We start from the raw sequence: 20,328 nt of genomic DNA, 5'->3' as shown, positions 1-20,328 counted from the left end.
ATTATGCTTGATTTAAAATGTTAAGCAGTGCATCTGTCACCTGTTGTTCCATGTTGGCTATACTTTCAGATACTGTATTGGTTGTAATATTGATTGTATCAAAAAGCTTTTGCATGGTGATATTTACCGTACGTGCACCGCCGTTAGTGATACCGGATACCGTGTCTTTGGTATTGCCCATTGACATTTTTTTACGGGTACTATCAGGGTCGAAAGTGTTAGCGCCGGGACTTATAGGTACTCCACTTTTTCCATTGCCAGTAGGCTGCATGTAGCCAGGTCCGAAGGGCTGGTTAATAGCATTTCCCCAGTTCTGTCGGCTCTGATCATACCTGGGATCCAGTTTATTTGGGGCAAAGGCGGGATTATAACCTGCGGGATGTGGTACCGGTGGTCCGTATGAAGGGGTAGACGCGGTTGGGCCAGGTGTTTCTCCTTTCTTCTTATTCACTTCTGCATTGAAGGTACTGGAGACCTTACCGGGCAAAGCCATGATATCGTCTACATCCTTGCTCAGGGCTTTTCGTGTGCCTGATAACGTCAGACCGTCGATGGCCTCCTGACCGGCTTCCATGGCTTTACTCCAATCGCCTGAGAAAAAATACCACAGTGTTTTTCCTAAGCCGAAGAGGCCAGATGCCAGGTCTTTGATAGGTTCGATGGTGTAATCCCATATAAAAGTGCCAAAGGTTTTGAGCACTTCCCAGACGGCCATGATGCCACCTCTGAACCAGCCGAAGGTATTCCATGCGTAGATGACGGCTCCTATCAGTGCACCCACTACCACAACGATGGTACCGATTCCACTGCTGGCCATTGCGGGGCCGAGCAATTCGGCAGCGAGGGTCCAGAGTTTATAACCGAGGGTAGCACCGGCTACTACGGTGACCAGGAATCCCACCAGGTCTGAGTTTTCGGCAATCCAGCCGGCGGCAGCACTGAGCCAGCCAACAAGGGGTTTGAGGGTATTCTCCATGAAGTTACTTACAGTAGGCATGAGGGCATTGCCGATCGTACCGCCTGCTTCGCTCATTTTTTCCTGGAGATAATGCCATTTCCCGGCAGCTGTTTCACTTTGTTCCTGCATCACGCCGAAGAATTCTCCGCCGCTTCCCGTGGCTGTCTGCAATGCGGCTACCACATTTTCGGTAGAGATGCCACCGGCTGCCATGGAGGCTTTTAGCTGTTCCATGGTTTGCCCACCGCTTGCCGCCATAATTTCAAGCGGTTTAAAACCTGCATCGTTCATGGCTTTCAGCGATTCGGTGGTGAGGTGCCCTTCCTGCTGCATATCGCCAAAGGCTTTGGTGAGCGTGTCCAGCTTGGCCTGGTTACCCCCACTTGCATCGCCCAGCATATTTAGGGTAGGCATCAGCTTTTCGGCAGCAACACCGCTTTCCAGCAGGGTGGCAGCATTTTCCTGGAGGTTGTCATTATTGAAAAGAGAGGTAGCGGCCATCTGGTGAAGGTCCTTCAGAATACTGGCGGCAGCGGTAGAAGAACCGGTAAGACGTTGAAAACTGACCTGGGCGGTTTGTGCTGCCATGCCCATTTTGAGCAGGTCAGGTGCACCATCGATCATTTTGTCTACACCGCTATCTAATTGCTTTTTGAAATTCTCTTTCCAGCCTTTCCTGTTTGCAAAATCACTTCGATCCTGAATATTCTGTTTATCTTCTTCGTACTTGATTTTTATTTTGTCAAGCCGGGCGATGGTAACAGGATTCGTCGCTTTACTTTTCAGGGCGTCGATACGCTTGATCCTATCCTCCAATTCTTCTAATGAGGCGCCCAGTTTTTTGTTGGATGCTACAAATATGTTGTTGTCATTGATCGTATTTTTCATCCAGTTACCTATCTTACCGAAAGCAGCATCAGCTGCTTTCAGTAAGTCTTTATAGGTATCGGTTGTAATAGTCAGGTCTGCCATTGTTTATTATTTTACACCATGCTATCGGGACAGCAACGACAATCCTTTCAATTCCCGTTGCCGGATATCATGCAGTTGTGCAAACTTCTCTGCCCATTGGGCGTCGGATAATTGCGAGGTGTCAACCTGGGGCAGATAATATTCGAACAGCGTTTGTATGTAACCGAAAGGGTTGCTATCAAAATCGCCGGACGCCTCGCTTAGAGCTTTTCCACTTCTACTTTTTTAGCTTCCAGCAGTTTGTCCAGCTGTCCGCCCAGGCCGTAGAGATAGGATTTATCTTCTACGATTTCTTCATCACCACCCAGCCAGGTAGCTTTGAGAATAGTTTCGTGGTACGCCAGCGGATCGCCGGAGATGAGTGTCATGGCATAGCTGACTTCGTCCCTGTTCGGTTTTCTGCAATAGCCTACTTTACCGTCGGCAGCGGTGAGCTTAAATACATCTTTGTATTTTTTCTTCCATGCATCTATATGCTCCTGGCTTACGGCAAGCGATTTTTCTACTGTCATGATATAGGTTTAAATAATTGTGGTGAGTTTAAAAATTAAGCGTTTTGTTTCAGGCCCATGAAGATGATAGGCAGTGTGAGCTCCATGAATTTGGCGCCCTGTTCCCAACCTTTTTCAAATTCCTTGAACTGGAAGCCCTGAATGATATCAGTGCGGGGTGTGGAGGTAACGTCTTTTACATAGGTAACTACGATCTCAGCGCTCAGGTCGAGGATGTCTCTGCCACCTGCGTTCTTTACAGCGTCGGCAAGGATATCGTATTCGAATTTCAGCAGTTTGATTTCACCTTCATAGGTACGTTTACCACGCTGGATGCCGATAGGTTCATCGCCGGCACCATGCAGGTGTTCTTTCTCCTGGGATAATTTGTATTTAATACCCCGGATACCGGTCAGTTCTTTACCGAGCAATACTACTTTCATGTTTGCCCAGGTCACTTCTTTGGTGTCAAAAATCATATTGGTGTCTTTTAAATGTTGGGGTTAACAGCCATTACTGGTTCAGTGCAGGATTGGTGAAGCCCAGTAATACTTCGATGGTTTTGGTATACCCTACCGGAACGATAGCGGCTTTTACAGTGATTTTACCGGTGCTCAGTACATTCTGGTTGGCGTCAACGTATGCGCTGAAGGAACTGATTTCGTCGGCCATAGCGGTGTTGACAGCGGTTTCGATCCTGCTTTGCAGATATTTGATCACAGGTACGCTGAGTTTACCATCTGAGTCGATGGCTACTTCGTCGTTCAGTTCTTCTACATAGGTCTGGTAGCAGAGCGTGATGGCTTTGTCGATCACACGACCGGGTGCCAGCTGGCTGTAATCGTCTGTAGCAGGGGCACACATCGGATCATCGTTCAGGTAATAACCAGAGCGGCCTACAAAGGTGCGGAAGAAGATGTAGCCTTTGTCATGCAGTGCATCGACAGCTGTGATGTCTTCAATTGCTTTGCCGGCGATATAGGCATTGGTGACAGGCAATGCACCGTCTTTTACACGGCCCAGGTTACGCTGTACCGGGATGGCTGCTGCACGACCGAGTACCAGTCCTACAGATGCACTACCGGATAGTGTACTACCGATAACGATACCAACGCGATTGTCAGAGAAGGTACGGAGGTTTTTCAGTGTCTCCGGATGTTCGATGTCTGCATTTACACCTTCGAGTAAAACACGTACAGGTTTGAACTGCGCGGTATATGCCTCTGCCAGCTGTTGTGCCTTGGGTACAGCATCAATTGTGCCTGCATCCAACCCGTCTTTCATCAGCGGCAGGTAAGTGCCGGAGGGAGTGAAAGAAACGCCCAACAGTCTGATACGGCCCTGGGCAGCATTCAGCAACTTCACCGCACCTTCCGCATTCGTCATATCCAGTACCTGTGCCTGGTTTACACCATCGCCAACAAGCATGATGTACAACTCTGCGCCTTCGCCAGCAACGTCATAGAATTCTTTGATGTGGCGGTATGCGCTGAAGTTTAAATTTGAGCCTTTGATACCCAGGTTTTCAGCATCGCTCAGGCTGAAGAGTACTTTAGGTTGGTTCAACCCGATCAACCCGTTGTCTACACCTGTCAGAATCAGGCCTGCAACACCATCATCAGTCGCAACGGTCCTTCCCAGGTTGCCGTTGCCCAATGTGATTGCTACTTTTGGTAATCCCATTTTTTACTTTTTTTAGGTCCTTTAAATTGTGAAAAAATACTATTTGCTATTGCTGTAGCTTGCCTGGCTGAACAGATCGTAGATGTTCTGTTTTTTTGTATTGCCATCCAGCTCACGCAACATGATACTCTGCAATTTTTGTAATACAGCATCCTGCAGATCGGGAGATACTGTTGCTAATGCGCGGACAAAGCAGGCTACTTTTCCTTCCAGTGATGTTTCGTCTTTACAGGTCACGACAATGCTAAGGGTGTCGATCCCTGTTTCGAGTGCTGCCAGTACTTTGTTTTTAAGAATAGTATCTGCATCACCTGGAATGATTGCTTCCAATAGATCTACCACAGGGCTTTCCAGGGCAGATTTAATAATCTTTGTGACACGCAATGCTTCTTCAGCATGTGCTGCAATAAAAGCGTCGAATTGTTGTAAAGCGTGTTTGATTTTTGTTCCTGTTTTTTTACAGAATGCCATAGGTATATGTTATTTAATTGGTGTAACTTTTTAGAAAGCCCCCTCTTGACAGAGGGCGCTTTTGTTTTCAAATAGGGGACAGTTCTAACGTTTCTCCAGTACGCTTTCCAGGCGCTCTATGACCTTTGTATTGTTTTCTATCACTCCCTGCATTTTGTCACGGTCATCGTTCAGATATTGTGTAAGACGATCTTCCAGTTTGATCTGGCGTTTCCACAATACCCACGCAATACCTATAAGTACAACTACAGAGAAGGCCTGGTCTCCCAGCCGCTGGAAGAAGACGTTTCCGGGGTTAACATCAATAATTTCATTTAATAGTAACATCTGAGGTTAACAATTTAGGTTTAAAGAATCACTGCTTCTTTCATGTGTGCTGCAAGCGATTACAATACAAAGGAACAGCTTTTGCACACGTTGAAAAAATCGTGAAATAATGTTTATTCTTTTATTGTGTTTTTAGATTTCACTGTTTGTACAATCATTGATGAAATGAATTTTTAAGATGCAGATTAGATCGATATTTACATTGTTGTTAACTCTTAAAAACTAAAAAAAGAAATGAACAGTTTATTTGCACAACTTTTTACATCTCTGCAAACCCGTATTGCCACAGCAGTTCCAGAGATACAGGGAATTTTGCCAGAGATGGGACAAACAGAAATATATAGCAGTGTGCCTGCTATATGGCCATGTGTATTTATCGACTTCAACAATGTAAATTTTTCAGAAATACTCAACCAGGGTCAACGGGCAAATGGTGAGCTGCAAGTTCGGTTAGTATATTATGTACTCGCTGCTGATGGGGTTACTTTTATTGACACAGCTACCGTGATGGGGTATTATGAAGCAGAAAGAAAATTGCATGAAGCATTGCAGGGATGGAGTAGTGATGGCATTAATCCGCTGAGCAGGATTAAAGTAAGTACGGAGGTAAGATCAGATGCATTCAGGGCGAGAGTGCTGACGTACAGCCTGGATTATGAGGAGTATTTACCTGTGGGTGCGACGGCTTTACCGCAGCCACAGCTGGAAGTAATTCAGTAGTATACCAGATGTATCACTGATAATTGCTTAAAATAAAAAAGTCTCTATCAGGTACCCAAATGAAAAGGGGGTGTATCAAACTTATGATACACCCCCCTTTTTTTCAGGGTTAACAATCGTTGACATTACCACGTCAACCATGGATAGAGCAGCCGTAGTTGCTTCAGGTCGGGTTGTTCTTTTTTCATAATGGCTTCCAGTCGCTCGCTGTTACATTGCATTCGGTAAATAATATTACTGTTCTTGATGTAGAACTCTTTGGATAATTCCTGCACAGCGGCATCATACCGTTTATGCTGCAGCTTGATGTAATAATAATACCGGTGCAGCAGGCATTCGTCCCTCAGGGCGATCATATCGGCGGAGCGACCTTTACGCACTGTCTTGGATACAGGGTTCTCTATGAAATGATTGAAAAGGGTTTGTTGTCCTCGCATACGTTTAAAATTCTTTGTTTGTGATTGATTAACCGCCGTGCTGCATGGATGCCGGTAGTAGGTTATTTTGTTCTTCAATATCAAAGTTAGCAGGTCACTTACTATACTTTCTGCGTAGTGAGGGGTATGTGGATAAAGTTATCCACATATTTTCAGAGCCAAATAACCATTGAAAAACAATCAGTTGCACACTAAAAATGTCGAGGGCATTGTACCTTGTTCATGCCGGCACTGCTGGGGATGGTAATGCCTATAGAGAGCTCATGCGAGCCTCGCTGATATCGTGAAATTCCACTGGTTGAGAAGTCGTAAGAATAGCCTATTCTGAAGTTGTCATTCGCATATACCTCCATCATCAGGCTAAAGGCATTGTTAGGGTCTAAATTGGGCTGTAAATTAGTATTTCCGGGGTAATTGAAACCGGTACGGTAAGAAGCGCCTATCCACAATGTCTCCTGCAATAAAACGAAGACATTCAGATCTACGTTTACAGGTCCCTTAAAGTCCCCTTTCACCATGATGGAAGGTTTTAACTGCACGCCCTGGTTCAACGGGAAGATAGTACCTGCAGAGAGGTACAGGTGCCTGGATTTGCGCAGGGTGGAATATAATAAACCATTTCCCAAAAAGATCTTGCCGCTGGTATATGCAGAAAATAAGTTCAATACGGAAACACCTACAAATGATGTGGCGGAGTTGTAATAAATACCCACCCGCGCATCGGGCACCAATGTAGATTGACGGCCCAGTATTACTTCGGGATCATCTGCATCTACGTACTTACGATTGCTGCCATCTACGCTGTAATTCGTGACGCCTACACCCATTCCAAGCGCCAGTCGTTTTTCATCTTCCCAGCCCATGGGAATACGATATGAATAGTTAACAAACAGTGCTGTGGAAGATTGCGGACCAAGTTTTTCAAAAGCCGTTAAAACACCCCACCCTACCCTTTTATCTGAATAATCTGTAAGGCCATCCAGCGAGATTGTACCAGTAACCGGTGCACCCGGAAACCCTGCCCATTGCTGCCTGTAGCTACTGTGCAGGTACAGTTCTTCCTTGTATCCCGCATAGGCAGGATTTACACTCAGCCCGTTGAAAACGTACTGGCTGAACTGCACCTCCTGCTGCGCATGCGCCCGCAGGAAGAACAGGAAGAAAACTGATATGGTGATACTCCTTTTTTTCATGCTCCTATCTGGTAATCAGTTCAAGATAACCTTTGTACAACTGTGGTCCTCCGGCCATGTTGATCCTGAGCACATAATAATAAATGCCGGCACTCAGCCCCTCTCCTTTCCAGTTGTTACTGTAATTATCACTACGGTATACCTGGTTTCCCCAACGGTTATATATTTCCAGTCGCGATCCGGGATAGAGGTCCAGTCCTTTGATCACAAACTGGTCATTCTTTCCGTCGCCATTGGGGGTAATTACATTTGGTATAAAGAAAGTTGCACTGATTGCAGGTGTAGCCACTGTACTGGAATTATTTGAATTGTCGGGATCTGTTTCGTTTGAAGAAACGATGGCCGTATTCTGAATCACACCAGCTGCTGACACACGGGCTTTGAATGATAAGGTAGCTGAGTTTAGTACACGCAGGGTATCGATGTTCCATACTACTTCGTTCACTGCTGCATTGTAAGTGGCGTAGCCGGTTGAAGGCGTTAGCGCTGTTGCGGAAGAAAGGTTGTAAGGAAAATCATCTGTGATGATCAGGGAGGTAGCATTGTCCAGGCCTTTGTTGTATACGGTAAGCTGGAAAGAGATTTCGTCTCCAATGCCAATATTACCGGTTGTTTCCAATGTTTTGACGATGCTCACATCGGCCGTTGGCACATTGTTGTAGTTCACGTAGCGGGTACAGGTGGCTTTCGTGCTCGCGTCGGTGACAGTTACATATACACTGCCGCTGGGTTGCGGGCCTGTAGAAATCGTACTGTATTTACCGTAGGCATCTGCATGTGTGCTGGCAGTACTGCCATCGGGGAAGCTCACAACGATGGATGCATTGGGCAATGTATTGCCTGTGATTACAATCTGCCCGCCTACCTGTTTCACAGGGGCATTGATCACGAATAAAGAGATGACGGATACCAGTTTTACCCTGATAGCCGCAGAGCAGGTATTTGCATCTTTTACAGTGATGCTATAGGTTCCTTCGGGCAATCTTCCAATAGTACTGGCAGTGGAACCGGTGCTCCATGTCAGTGTATAGGGAGCAACACCACCTGTGGCTACAGCGGTCAGACTCCCCGTCGCATCGCCGGGGCAACCAACTGATATCTGAGATACGGTAATGCCGATCACATCCGGTTCTGTGATGACTGCCGGTTGTGCATTGGATACACAACCATTGGCACCTGTTACTGCTATGCTGTAAGTACCGGGGGCCAGTCCTTTGAATACGGAGTCTGTCTGCCACGCACCGCCATTCATCGCATATTGGTTGCCGGTACTGGTAGTAGATATTTTGATGATGCCATCATTCAGTCCGTTGCATGTAACGTTCACAGGCGTAAGGGTGAAGGCAGGACCGGCGGTGACATAGATTTTCTTCATTGCAGAGTCTGTGCAGCTACCTGTCACCACCCGGTATTTGATAGTGGCGGTGCCCCCGGAGATACCATTGACGGTGCCGCTGCCATCTACAACGGCAACGGGTGTATTATTACTGCTCCAGGTTCCACCGGCTACTGATACATTTAGTGAGATCCTGTTATTTGCACACAGCGTGCTGTCTCCGGTGATGGTGATGGCGGTCACCACCTCCTTATCTTCGTTAGCAACGATGTGAACGATTTCGCCGGCAGCCACAGAAATGGCATCTGCGGTGACAGTAGCACCATCCGGGTCGTAAATGGAGTAACTACTTAACTTCCAGCCACAAACGGCTGTAGCGGTGAGGTTGTAAGTACCTGCAGTAACAGGAACGATCACACTATTATCTTTCTGCGCAGTACGGATTCTCTCGCCATCCAGCCAGCTGGTGGAGGTACGACTATAGATGGCGGTATTGTTACTACTCCATACAGCACCATCATAGGCGGTAGTACGGTTCAGGTCTGTTTGGGCGGTGGCATCTGTGGTCCAGGTAGTGCCGTTGTAAAAAGCCCCATTTGCATAGATGAAGCTTTGGCCATCAATGGCAATATCGGTATATGCAGTGGTACCTATATTGGCAGGGGTGCCACCGGTAAAAGGAATGGTATAAACACCGTTTGCCACGTAAACGACTGTACCGGTATAGGGTTGCAGGTCCAAGCGGGTGGCGCCGGCGCTGATCCCTAATAGTTGCGCCCAGCTATCGCCGTAAGGTGCGGAAGTACTGATATTGGTCAGGATACTGCCATCGCCGCGGGTGATAGCAATGCGCCCACCACCGTAGGCGATATCTACAGCTACAGTACCTGCGTGAAAAGAAGGACGATAGATGGTATTGAGCGTAGTGCCGTCAAAGAAATAGGCGGTACCCGTGGCATCTACACTTACAAATTGCCCGGGGCCGGCGCCATCGATAGCCACTGCCTGCCAGGCGGTGCTGATCCACAGACTACTCCCCGAAGGCCGACGATAAATGGTATTAGTGGATTGAAGAGTGGCCCATAATTCCCCTTTCTCACCGGCACCAATGTCGCCGATGGGATTTGAAACAGAAGGCATGTCATTGAGAATGAAGTCCGTGCTTCCATCTATTGAGAAATGGAAATCGGGCGATATGGTATCATCCTGGCTGTTAACGTGTAAGTAGATGTAACCTTGTTGTGGGTATGCTGCTTGCACGAAAAGTAAGAATATAAGTGACCATAATGTACTCCAGGCAGGTCGAGGCATAACTATACGGGAAATAAGCGGGATGATGGGACAGCACCCCCTTTCAAATACACAGTTCTCTGAACAAAGATATATTATTTGAAACAATTATACAATATGACTAAATAATAATATTAAATTATTGACACATAGTTATAAAGGGGAATTTTACCTGCAGATTTTTTGGTAAATTGCACCATGGATTTAATAGGTTTTCTGCGTCAGGAATTTGATCTGCCTGCCAACATCTGCTCAGAACTTGAACTGGCATTCACCTGTGAGACCCTGCCTAAACACCATAAGCTCCTGCTGCCGGATGCGATGTCGAAAAAGGTATACTTCATTGAATCGGGCCTGGTGCGGGCTTACTATATCAAAGACGATAAAGACATCACTCATTCCTTCTTCGCTGAGAATTCGTTTAGCCTTTCGATTGAGAGCGTTTTTTACAACACCCCCTCGCCCCATGGTTTTGAACTGTTAGAACCCTGTACCCTCCGCTGGATTTACTTCAATGACCTGGAAATATACATCAACAGGTACAATCAACTGGAAAAACTGATGCGGGTACTCCTGATTGACGTCATGAAAAAATTGTCGGAAAGGATGTATATGTTCCAGTTTCAGTCGGCCCAGGAAAGGTATAAGACCATGCTGGAAAAACACCCGGATATATTACTGAGAGCACCATTGGGCCATATCGCATCTTACATCGGCATTACACAGCAAAGACTGAGTGTGATCAGGAGTCAGAAATAAGCACAACAATTCCTTTATTGGAATGTTTTTTAATATAGATTAAAAATTACCCCGGAATCTTATTGAAATATTGCAATATAATTAATGTAGTGCTTATGTTCCAGAAATGTACCTGCTGGCTCGCTGCCATCGCCATCTTTGCCAGCAGTTGTCATACAGGAGGTAAACCATCCTCCACCCAGGATACTGCCATCCCCGTGATCACCCATACCGTTCAGACCACCACCGCCAGTCATGCTATCAACATCAGCGGGAATATAGAAGGTAGTAAGACCGTACATCTCGGTTTTATGGTGGCCGGGAAAATCAATTATATCGCTGCCGATGAAGGGCAAACCATCAACAATGGCCAACTGCTTGCCAGCCTGGATCCGCAGAACTATGCCATTGCCAAAGAAATGGCAGATGCCAGTACCAACCAGGCCCAGGACGAATACAACCGCCTGAAGATCATGTTTGATCGCAAGAGTATCAGTGAGAGCGACTTTAGCAAGATCACCAACACCCTTGCACAGGCACGTGCACAGCAAAAACTACAAGCCAAGAACCTTTCCGATACAAAACTCTTTAGCCCTATCAGTGGGGTATTACTAAAAAAGAGCGCCGAAACCGGTGAAATCACCAGCGCAGGGATGCCACTCTTCACCGTATCAGATATCCGTACCGTAAAGGTGAATGCCTATATACCGGAGAGTGAACTGAATAACGTGAAACTGGGCCAGGAAGCCGCCGTACTGATAGGCGCTGTAAACGAAACCTTCCAGGGCAAGGTAACCGAAGTAGGTGCCGCCGCCGATGCTGCTGCCAGGGCCTTTACGGTAAAGATCACCCTGGATAATCCACACCTCCTGATCAGACCGGGTATGATTGCTGAAATCAAGCTGGCGGCCGGCACTGTGAGCAACATACTCGCTATTCCTGTGGAAGCAGTGATGCACGACATTGACGGACAAACCTACGTTTATGTAGTGGATACTCAACGTCACCAGGCTTTCAAAAGAAAAGTAAGCATCGGCCAGCTCAGTGGCAACCTGATGGAGATCACCTCTGGCCTCAATGCCGGCGAACAGATTGTGACCGGCGGTCAGCAAAAACTCAATGACGGTGCTGTTGTTTCTCTCTCTAAATGATCTTCATCATGAATCTTGTACAATCTGCTTTAAAATATAAACAGGTGACATTGTCCGTACTACTGCTCGTATTTGCAGTAGGCGTGAACTCCCTGCTCACCATGCCCAGAAGGGAAGATCCGAAAATTACGATCAGGCAGGGGCTGGTGATTGCTTACTTCCCCGGTGCCAACGCTGCACAGGTAGAAGACCAGGTGACTAAAAAACTGGAACAATACCTTTTTCAATTTGAAGAAGTAAGAAAAGATAAAACCTACTCCACCTCACAGGATGGCATGGTCATCGTGAATGTGGAGCTGGGAGAAAAAGTAAAGAACCCGGACGTGTTCTGGAGTAAACTGCGGCACCAGCTATTGGTAGGTAAGTCTATCGACTTTCCGCAAGGTGTACGGGGACCAATTGTGAACTCTGACTTTGGCGATACGGAAGCACTGGTGATTGGGATTGAAAGTGATGCTGCTACTTATACCCAGCTGAAAGAATATGCACAGAAACTGGAAGATGCTATCCGGACTATCAAGGCAACTTCCAAGATAAAACGTATTGGTGAACAGAAAGAACAGATCACTGTTACCTCCAACTCCGAAAAGCTGGCACAGTATGGTATCAATGTAACACAGGTGACACGTGTGTTGCAATCACAGAATACCATCTCAGCCACTGGTGATGTAAAGACTGATGTGACCAAAGCACCGCTGTATACCACTGGTTATTATAATACTGAGAACCAGATTGCCAACCAGATTGTAGGTACGACCAGAACAGGTGCGACTGTGCGCTTAGGCGATGTGGCTTCCATTAACCGTACATATGCGGATCCTTCTTCCCTGATTACTGTGAATGGGCATAAAGCAATGATGCTGACCGTGCAGATGCTGGAAGGTAACAACATTGTAAAGTTTGGTGAGGCTGTGCAGCAGAAGCTGGATGAGGTATCAAAGCTTTTACCCTCCAATGTACATATTACGACGATTGTAAATCAGCCTGCGCTGGTGGATGAAAACGTTTCTCATTTTATCAGGGAGTTTTTCCTTGCGATTATATCAGTGGTGATCGTCGTGATCTTATTACTGCCATTGCGTATTGCGGCAGTAGCTGCCATGGCCATTCCGATGACCATTGCGGTAACTTTTGCCATCATGCACCTCCTTGGCATAGAGCTGCACCAGGTATCTCTTGCAGCGCTCATAGTGGTACTGGGTATGGTCGTCGACGATGCGATTGTGATTGCAGATAACTATGTGGAACTACTGGACGAGGGGAAAGACAGATGGACGGCGGCCTGGAAGAGTGCAACTGACCTGGTGGTACCAGTGCTGGCAGCAACTGTAACGATTATTGCCTCCTTTATGCCGATGGTTTTAATCACAGGCGCGGTAGGTGAATTCATCGTAGCATTGCCGATTACGGTGGCTGTGGCATTGGCTTCTTCCTTTATCGTAGCAATGGTATTGACGCCGTTGTTGTGCCTGACCTTCATCAAAAAAGGGCTGCACAACCCGGAGAAGACAAAGAAGAGAAAGTCACTGCTGGACAGGATGCAGGATGCCTACAACAGTGCGCTTGACTGGTGTGTGGTGCACCCGAAAACAACGATTATTGGTAGTCTGCTTACGATCCCTCTTGCGGGGTTGCTGTATACAAAAGGCATCCGGCAGAAGTTCTTCCCTGCTGCGGAAAGGAACCAGTTTGTAATAGAGCTGTGGATGCCTACCGGTACCCGGCTGGAGAAAACGGATGATGCTGTGCACAGGCTCACTGCCCTGATCAAAAACGATCCCCGCGTTACATCATATGCTACGTTCTCAGGTACGAGCGCACCGCGTTTCTACTACAACTATTCACCGGAAGTACCGGTGAGTAACTACGGACAGATTTTAATTAACACAACTACAGAAGCAACTACCAATGCACTCTCTATGGAGCTGGAGCAAAAGGTAGCTGCTGCTGTACCGGAAGGTTTGCCACAGGTAAAACTGATGCAACAGGGCTCTGTACTCAAATCTCCGGTTGAAGTGCGCATTATAGGAGATGACATCAACAGGTTGAAACAGATTGGCGCAGAGGTGCAGAAAATCGTTCAACAAACCAAAGGCAGTTATCTCGTAAGAAGTGATTTTAGGGAAGACTATTATGGCGTGGGCATTCAGCTGAAAGATGAAGCCAACAGGCTGGGTTTTGCGACAGCCAGCATAGCGCAATCGGTTTATACAGGTTTTAGTGGTTACCCTGTATCTACAATGTATGAGGGCAACAACCCGATTGACATTGTATTGAGGCTGGATGAAAAAAGCCGTCGCAGCTTTAGTGACCTGGAAAACATGTACCTGGAGTCTCCGGTTACAGGTGCCAGCGTCCCCCTGCGCCAGATAGCTTCCCTTATTCCTGAATGGCAGACAGGCAAGATTATGCACCGAAATGGTGTAAGAACTTTGACTGTGCTGAGCGAAACTGCAGACAATGTATTGCCTGCTGACCTGCTGAAAGCGATTCAACCTGCTATCAGCAAACTCGCGCTGCCACCGGGTTACCAGATCGTGTATGGTGGTGAAGATGCGAATAAGAAGGAGACCTTCAGCCAGATGATGGTCGTACTGGTAATCAGTCTTGTGCTCATCTTCTTCATACTGCTCTTCCAGTTCCGTAACCTGAAGGAAGCCGCCATTATCATGCTTACCATTCCGCTCAGTTTATTCGGCGCCATGGCTGGCTTGTACATGACGCATAACAATTTCGGGTTTACGGCTTTTGTAGGCTTAATCAGTTTGTCTGGTATCGTAGTGCGAAATGCCATCATCCTGGTAGATCATACCAATGAACTAATGAAGCATGGTATGGACATACGTACGGCAGCCATTGAATCAGGCAAGCGCAGGTTAAGACCTATTTTCCTCACGGCCATGGCGGCAGCGATCGGGGTATTGCCCATGATCATCTCCGGCTCCCCGATGTGGAGTCCGCTGGCCAGTGTGATTGCTGTAGGGGTAGTATGGTCCATGATCGTAGCCCTGCTCACTGTACCCGTTTTATTTATCGTATGGACCAAACAGACTTCCGATGAAAAGTAGATGCCTCATCACACTCATTATATTCCTGCTCACGGCACCGTTGCTGCATGCGCAACAACCGATGCCGCTGGGCCTGGATCAGGCCATTGATCTCGCTCTGCAACATAACAGGGCACTGCACATCAGGCAATTACAACAGTCAGAAAAAACAGCTAAGCTGCACGAAGACGCTATCAGGCAATATCCTGTAGTTACCGTCAGCTCTGCCTATCAATATAACCAGAACCTGGGTGCATTGAATATTCCTGCCGGTTATTTTGGCTCCCTCCCACTTGGCGGAACCACTATCGATCTGCCAAATAAAGATGCCTCCTTTGACCTGGGCAAACACAACAACTTCAATGCAGGGGTGACTGTATACCAGCCCATTACCCAGCTGGGTAAAATAAAAGCGGGGATGGAAGTGAGTAAGACAGATGTATTGATTGCTGAACAGGAAAGCAGGAAAGCCGCGCTGCAAATAAGGCAGGCGGTAGAAAAACTCTACTATGGTTTACTGATCAACCAGCAGCAACAGATTACGGCCAATGCTAATTTGAAGCTCGCACAAATGAAACAGTTCGATGTGGAAAGCGCCCTAATGGCAGGCAAAACTGTGGACGCCAGCAAAGCGGGTCTACAGGCCAATGTAGCCGATGAAGAACAAAACCTGCTAAAGCTACAGATACAGGCAGATGATTACATGGCCGACCTGCAACAGCTTACCGGCATCACTGCGGATAGTGTGGTACTGGCAGAAGTGGATTACAATCCTCAACCCCTCAGTGATAGCATTTCGGGTGATAACAATGTAGATATCCGGCTGGCTTATCTCACAAAAATAAAGACCGAACAGGCCATTAAAGCGGCGCAACGCAGTTACCTGCCTGACTTTGGGGTAATGGCGGGCTATACTTACCAGACCGGGAACGTACTTTATCCCAACAGCAATCCTTATATAGGCGCTGCTTTTAAGTGGAATATCCAGGATATCTTTTCCAATAAGCAGGTACTGCATCAGCGCAATTTCCAATTGCAACAGTCTGCCGAAAATGTAGCAAATACACAGGAAACAGTGACCCATGATATTGCAAAAGCTAAAAGGCGTATTAACCAGGCTATTGCCCTGATCGCCGTAGCACAAAAAGCAGTAAATTTCCGGCAGGATGAGCTAAAAATACAGCAGGATAAACAGGATGCTGGCCTGAATATTGAAGCTGATCTGCTGAACACAAAATCGATGCTGGCCAAAGCGCAGGCAGACCTGCTGAGTGCCCGGCTCAATTACAGGATCGCCCTATCTGATCTGCGCATTTTGACAGGCGCTTATTAAAAAAGTATTCACATGAAAAGTATCGCATTTTTATTAATCACTTTATTGCTTTCCACGCATGCATTGCTGGCGCAGGACAAAATACTTGGTAACTGGCTGAATGAAGAAAAAGACGGCCGTATTGAAATTTATAAAACCGGAAACAAATATTTCGGCAAGATCGTATGGGGTCGTGACCTTATGGAAGCAGACGGGAAGACTCCCCGTAAAGACAGGACGGATATAAAGAACAGTGATCCTAAATTAAAGAGTCGTCCACTGCTTGGCCTGGTTATTCTGACCAACTTTACTTATGACGATGGTGAATGGAGCGGCGGGAAAATTTATGATCCCAAGAGTGGGAAAACATATAGTTGTACAATGAAACTTAAAGGAGACAAACTGGACATAAGAGGTTATGTTGGCCTTTCCATGTTTGGCAGAACGACTGTCTGGACCAGGGGATAAATTACTCGTGTTCCAGCGGTACTATCCAGTTTGCATGGCGGTACGGTTCCCATGGCGTATTGGCCAGGTCTGTTTTCGGATCTACCAGTGGTTGTGGGTGCCGCCCATTCAAACTGACTGAACTGACTGCGTAAACAGAAATATGATGCATGCCCTCTTTTGCACATATTTCTTTGATATGCTGTGCGTACTGCCATATGATATCAGGGAAGCCCGCCAGGCTGTTCAGACTTGCATAATTGAGCCTTGCTTCCGGCTCGTCTATCCATGATTCACGTGTGTCATTATTCACTACCCTGAAGTAGACCCACCCGCTTTTATTGCGCGACATCATTCGCCAGCTCATGCGAAATCCTTCTTCTGACCAGTAAGGTTGTGTACCAAACAAGAGATACCGTACGGGGAGTAGTACCTGTATGAGGAGGTAGATGCCCATGGCATATACGGCTAATTTTTTCCATTTTTTTACAGGCGGTGTGGTTATTGAAGAACTCAGTGAGGGCCAGTGCAGCAACTGCCGGATCACATTTGGCGGATAAAAGAATAACATGGCGGATAGGGCCAGGAAAGGGAAGATGCCAATTGTAAAAACAATTGCATTGGTAAGATGGAAGATCCCTGCTGCTATCATTCCGTAGGTACGGGTATGGCGGAATAACATAAGTGGTGTAACCAGGAAATCGAAGATTATACCTATGTAGCAAAGGAAATACCTGATCCGGTTGCTGGTCAGCGTACTCTCCAAATAACGGCCTGAGAGCCAGTCAGGATATAGCTTTGCAATGGCAGCGTAAGTATACACGATCCCAAACTGCGCGATGAACAACCAGCTGCACCATTGTGGGCAATAATTAGACCGGATACGGGGGCGCAACCAGACATCTACAGAAAGACGGCGGTGTGCAGGCATGATGCACATGAATGCACATATGAGTACGATGAGATAATAATGATTATTGTAGCCACATTTTTGCATGAGGTAGGTACTGGTCCAGAGTAGTGTATAGCCTACTATCGCCACCCGGTAAAATGCCCCGAGCATGACCATGATAGCCAAAAGGCCCATCACAAGGAAATAGACATACATGCCATTTCCGGGCAATGGCTGCAACCATTCAAATCCAATAAATGGGAAGGTAAAGGCGGGTTCTATAAACAGGGTACGGACCCTGCCAGAGAAAATATCGTTGATAGATTGAAAAAACAGGAGAAATCCCAGCAGGATACGAAAAAGGACCAGTGGGGTGTTATCCACCGGCTTCCAAAGGCGGGAAGGTAGACTGTTGGAATTGGTCATAAGACCGGAAAAATAACAGCTATCTTACATTCCCGGGGGAAAATAACGACCAAAGTGGAATTTTTGTAGGCGAATATTAACATTTTTATCGTCGCCTGCTAAGCAGGCGACGATAAAAATGGGGTCCTACTTTTTAAAATTGAAATTCCTTGTGATGTTGAACCCAAAGTAGATATCACCTTTCCCCCAGCTACCTTCTGTTTTTGCCAGGTAGTAAGGTCCTACCATGCCTGAGGCATTGGTAAATACCAGCTGGAATACGTGACCTCCGGTTTCAATATCAATACCTCCGGAGATGGCATCATATACTTTGGTACTTACTACCTGGTTACGCAGCAGGTAATTGTACTCTGCATTGATGCTCATTCTTTTGGTGAATTTCAGACGGCCACCTGCAGATACCGCGAAGAGATCGTTCTTATCTTCGGGCGTTGGCGTTAGGTTATAATGAATCCAGGATGGCACGACTTCAAATGAAAAAGCAGACGTAAACTTTTTGGCGATGATTACCTGTGTTGTATAAGCGGTACGATAACGGGCATCCAGGTAAGGCTTGTCCGTATACCGCTGTGTGTAGTTGGTAATCAGGCCATACAGGCTTACAGAGATGGGCATACCTGTTTCTTTCTGTTGCAGCAGTTTATATTTCAGGGAGCCATCGAAAGTTTTGTCTACGGAGCTACGGCCCAATCCTACCGAAAAGCGGTCAGTGATACCGTAATCCAGTGCAAAACGAATAGACGCGTTATCCAGTCCGAAGAATTCATAAGCCCCCCCGTTCAGTTTGCCGAAACGGTGCATGATCATGAATTGCAGGTTTTTCTTTCCTGGCGACTCTACGGTAGGCAGGTTTACAATCTGCGTAGCCTTGAAGGTGCCGGTTACAACCTGTCCTTTCCCTGATTCGGCTACAGCCTCGTCCATCATTTTCATCAGACTGCTGTCCTGCGCCATGATGTGGCCGCATACGAGCAATAAAAATATGATTTGAATGATTCTTCTTTGCATATCCATTATTTTGATAACGCAGTGCAGGCAGCGAGTACCTGTACTGTTATTTCTGAAGCTATTTTGTCTTTTACCAGCGAAGGAATTTTAATATCGAAATCGGAAGGCTTTACCTTGAACTCAGTTTTGCCGGTCACTTTGCCATCGGCCACTTCCAGTTCGGCAGGTGTGCTGATAGGTTTGGTTACACCGTGCAGGGTGAGGTTACCATTGATCTGTACTTTGTAAGTACCGGGAGTGGTGCCTACATTGCCGGTGATGGTACCTGTGAACTGCGCTTTTGGAAACTTATCGCTTTCTGCATAGTTTTCGTTGTAATGGTCCTGCATCAGTTGCTTTTCAAACAGGAAGTTTTTTTGCAACAGGGTCAGGGCCACGGTCTTTTTGCCCAGATCGATGGCAGCCACTACCTGTCTGTTTTCCGCTTTGATATCTTCCAGCGGTGTTTTTGAATAGAAGTTCACCTTCCCATTACGCGTCATGAATGTCTGCGCTTTGGCTGGCAGGTATAACAAACTGGCCAGCGCCATTACATACATTGGTTTCATATGTTCCTGTTTTAATTATTTTGAGCTCCGCGGGCGATCCAGTCTTTGATGATATTGATATTACAATCAGAGAGTTTAGCTCCACCCTGTGGCATAGCAGGATAACCGGTGGCATGGGTGATGACACCAATCAGGTTACCGTTGTTTACCTGTACTACTAATTTGGCGTATGAATCCAGGGAGATACCACCGCTGGCGCTACCGTTACCATGACAGCTATAGCAATTAGCTGAAATAATAGGTTGTACATTGGCAGCATATTTCATGTTTACAGTGTCGCAGGTGGAGCCACCACCACCGGTTCCGGTTGTATCTGTGCCTGTGTTCAGGTCCTTTTCATTGTCTTTGGAGCAGGATGTTACCATGGTCAGGCAGTATACGATTGCGATTGCTGACAGAAAGAAGAATACACGTTTCATAATTTGTAATTTTATTTAGATGGGAGAATGGTTGCATCTACAAGGCTTACGTCCATAAGAAAGCCGGTGCACTTGCCTTTTACCCGAACGGTTTCACCGCTTTTAGGCAGTGGGTTTGTATTTTCAGCCAGGCTACAGTTTACCCCACCGGGGTTTGCATCACCTGCGGAGAGTAGTACGGAAACTTCATTCCCGCTTTGTTCTACCTGCATGACGGTGCCTGTTACTTCCAGTACTTTGTTTTCATACAGTTTACCGGCAGTCTTTTCATCTTTCGCATAAATGCTGTACAGTTCCTGGGCAGTCACACTATCGTCTGTGTGTGCTTCGGCAGCGGTAGTTCTTGGTTTGTTGTACAGGTAATAGCCTGTTCCCCCTGCCACAAGGCATAGGAGTACCGCTGCGAAAAGGATTGTCTTTTTTCGCGTCATACAATTTGAATTTTAAAGTTGGAAGCCTACA

At 46.7% G+C, this 20,328-nt stretch carries 20 protein-coding genes; 6 read left to right on the top strand and 14 right to left on the bottom strand.

Annotated features, from left to right (window positions below):
• Position 1: 1 nt before the first annotated feature.
• The 6 genes from ABDW16_RS18650 to ABDW16_RS18625 form a co-directional block, all read right to left on the bottom strand.
• Entirely contained in the window at positions 2-1,930 is a 1,929-nt protein-coding gene (locus ABDW16_RS18650) for a tape measure protein (protein WP_343671817.1), read from the bottom strand.
• A gap of 200 nt (positions 1,931-2,130) precedes the next feature.
• Positions 2,131-2,442: a hypothetical protein gene (locus ABDW16_RS18645; RefSeq protein WP_343671815.1), complete on the bottom strand. Its 312-nt coding sequence runs from the start codon at positions 2,440-2,442 to the stop codon at positions 2,131-2,133.
• A gap of 35 nt (positions 2,443-2,477) precedes the next feature.
• On the bottom strand, positions 2,478-2,900 hold the full coding sequence (locus tag ABDW16_RS18640; protein ID WP_343671813.1) for a hypothetical protein: 423 nt from the start codon (positions 2,898-2,900) through the stop codon (positions 2,478-2,480).
• Positions 2,901-2,934: 34 nt separating this feature from the next.
• Positions 2,935-4,104 carry a DUF2586 family protein gene (locus ABDW16_RS18635; RefSeq protein WP_343671812.1) on the bottom strand — a complete coding sequence of 390 codons (1,170 nt, stop codon included), beginning with the start codon at positions 4,102-4,104 and terminating at the stop codon, positions 2,935-2,937.
• 39 nt (positions 4,105-4,143) lie between these two features.
• The gene (locus ABDW16_RS18630) at positions 4,144-4,575 is read right to left on the bottom strand and encodes a hypothetical protein (protein ID WP_343671811.1); all 432 of its coding nucleotides are present in this window, start codon (positions 4,573-4,575) and stop codon (positions 4,144-4,146) included.
• 84 nt (positions 4,576-4,659) lie between these two features.
• Positions 4,660-4,902 carry a hypothetical protein gene (locus ABDW16_RS18625; protein ID WP_343671809.1) on the bottom strand — a complete coding sequence of 81 codons (243 nt, stop codon included), beginning with the start codon at positions 4,900-4,902 and terminating at the stop codon, positions 4,660-4,662.
• A gap of 234 nt (positions 4,903-5,136) precedes the next feature.
• Here ABDW16_RS18625 and ABDW16_RS18620 point away from each other — a divergent pair, with 234 nt between their 5' ends.
• Positions 5,137-5,622, top strand: a complete 486-nt coding sequence (locus ABDW16_RS18620) for a hypothetical protein (RefSeq protein WP_343671808.1) — start codon at positions 5,137-5,139, stop codon at positions 5,620-5,622.
• A gap of 125 nt (positions 5,623-5,747) precedes the next feature.
• Here the strand turns inward: ABDW16_RS18620 and ABDW16_RS18615 are convergent, their stop codons facing one another.
• From ABDW16_RS18615 to ABDW16_RS18605, 3 genes are all read right to left on the bottom strand, one after another.
• A complete protein-coding gene (locus ABDW16_RS18615; RefSeq protein WP_343671807.1) occupies positions 5,748-6,059 on the bottom strand; it encodes a hypothetical protein in 312 nt (103 codons plus the stop codon).
• Between the two features lie 191 nt (positions 6,060-6,250).
• Positions 6,251-7,252 (bottom strand): type IX secretion system membrane protein PorP/SprF, encoded by a 1,002-nt coding sequence (locus ABDW16_RS18610; RefSeq protein ID WP_343671806.1) that lies wholly within the window; start codon positions 7,250-7,252, stop codon positions 6,251-6,253.
• 4 nt (positions 7,253-7,256) lie between these two features.
• A complete protein-coding gene (locus ABDW16_RS18605) occupies positions 7,257-9,848 on the bottom strand; it encodes a gliding motility-associated C-terminal domain-containing protein (protein ID WP_343671805.1) in 2,592 nt (863 codons plus the stop codon).
• A gap of 228 nt (positions 9,849-10,076) precedes the next feature.
• On the opposite strand from ABDW16_RS18605, the gene ABDW16_RS18600 reads away from it, so the two are divergent.
• From ABDW16_RS18600 to ABDW16_RS18580, 5 genes are all read left to right on the top strand, one after another.
• Positions 10,077-10,637 (top strand): Crp/Fnr family transcriptional regulator, encoded by a 561-nt coding sequence (locus ABDW16_RS18600; protein WP_343671803.1) that lies wholly within the window; start codon positions 10,077-10,079, stop codon positions 10,635-10,637.
• 95 nt (positions 10,638-10,732) lie between these two features.
• Positions 10,733-11,767: an efflux RND transporter periplasmic adaptor subunit gene (locus ABDW16_RS18595; protein ID WP_343671802.1), complete on the top strand. Its 1,035-nt coding sequence runs from the start codon at positions 10,733-10,735 to the stop codon at positions 11,765-11,767.
• Between the two features lie 8 nt (positions 11,768-11,775).
• Complete coding sequence (locus ABDW16_RS18590; RefSeq protein WP_343671801.1) at positions 11,776-14,835, top strand: efflux RND transporter permease subunit; 3,060 nt, start codon at positions 11,776-11,778, stop codon at positions 14,833-14,835.
• Positions 14,825-16,147, top strand: a complete 1,323-nt coding sequence (locus tag ABDW16_RS18585) for a TolC family protein (RefSeq protein WP_343671800.1) — start codon at positions 14,825-14,827, stop codon at positions 16,145-16,147. The genes ABDW16_RS18590 and ABDW16_RS18585 overlap by 11 nt, the downstream gene beginning before the upstream one ends.
• 12 nt (positions 16,148-16,159) lie before the next feature.
• On the top strand, positions 16,160-16,594 hold the full coding sequence (locus ABDW16_RS18580; protein ID WP_343671798.1) for a DUF2147 domain-containing protein: 435 nt from the start codon (positions 16,160-16,162) through the stop codon (positions 16,592-16,594).
• A 1-nt stretch (position 16,595) separates the two neighbouring features.
• Here ABDW16_RS18580 and ABDW16_RS18575 read toward each other — a convergent pair whose 3' ends face one another.
• The 5 genes from ABDW16_RS18575 to ABDW16_RS18555 form a co-directional block, all read right to left on the bottom strand.
• Positions 16,596-17,891 carry an HTTM domain-containing protein gene (locus tag ABDW16_RS18575; protein WP_343671797.1) on the bottom strand — a complete coding sequence of 432 codons (1,296 nt, stop codon included), beginning with the start codon at positions 17,889-17,891 and terminating at the stop codon, positions 16,596-16,598.
• Between the two features lie 126 nt (positions 17,892-18,017).
• Positions 18,018-18,899 (bottom strand): DUF5777 family beta-barrel protein, encoded by an 882-nt coding sequence (locus ABDW16_RS18570; protein ID WP_343671796.1) that lies wholly within the window; start codon positions 18,897-18,899, stop codon positions 18,018-18,020.
• Positions 18,900-18,904: 5 nt separating this feature from the next.
• A complete protein-coding gene (locus ABDW16_RS18565) occupies positions 18,905-19,447 on the bottom strand; it encodes a YceI family protein (protein WP_343671795.1) in 543 nt (180 codons plus the stop codon).
• A gap of 11 nt (positions 19,448-19,458) precedes the next feature.
• Complete coding sequence (locus tag ABDW16_RS18560) at positions 19,459-19,866, bottom strand: cytochrome c (RefSeq protein ID WP_343671794.1); 408 nt, start codon at positions 19,864-19,866, stop codon at positions 19,459-19,461.
• Positions 19,867-19,877: 11 nt separating this feature from the next.
• Positions 19,878-20,297, bottom strand: a complete 420-nt coding sequence (locus tag ABDW16_RS18555) for a hypothetical protein (protein WP_343671793.1) — start codon at positions 20,295-20,297, stop codon at positions 19,878-19,880.
• Positions 20,298-20,328: the final 31 nt, after the last annotated feature.

The organism is Chitinophaga sp., assembly GCF_039596135.1.
Lineage (GTDB): Bacteria > Bacteroidota > Bacteroidia > Chitinophagales > Chitinophagaceae > Chitinophaga.
This window is presented reverse-complemented; position numbering and strand designations above follow the sequence as displayed.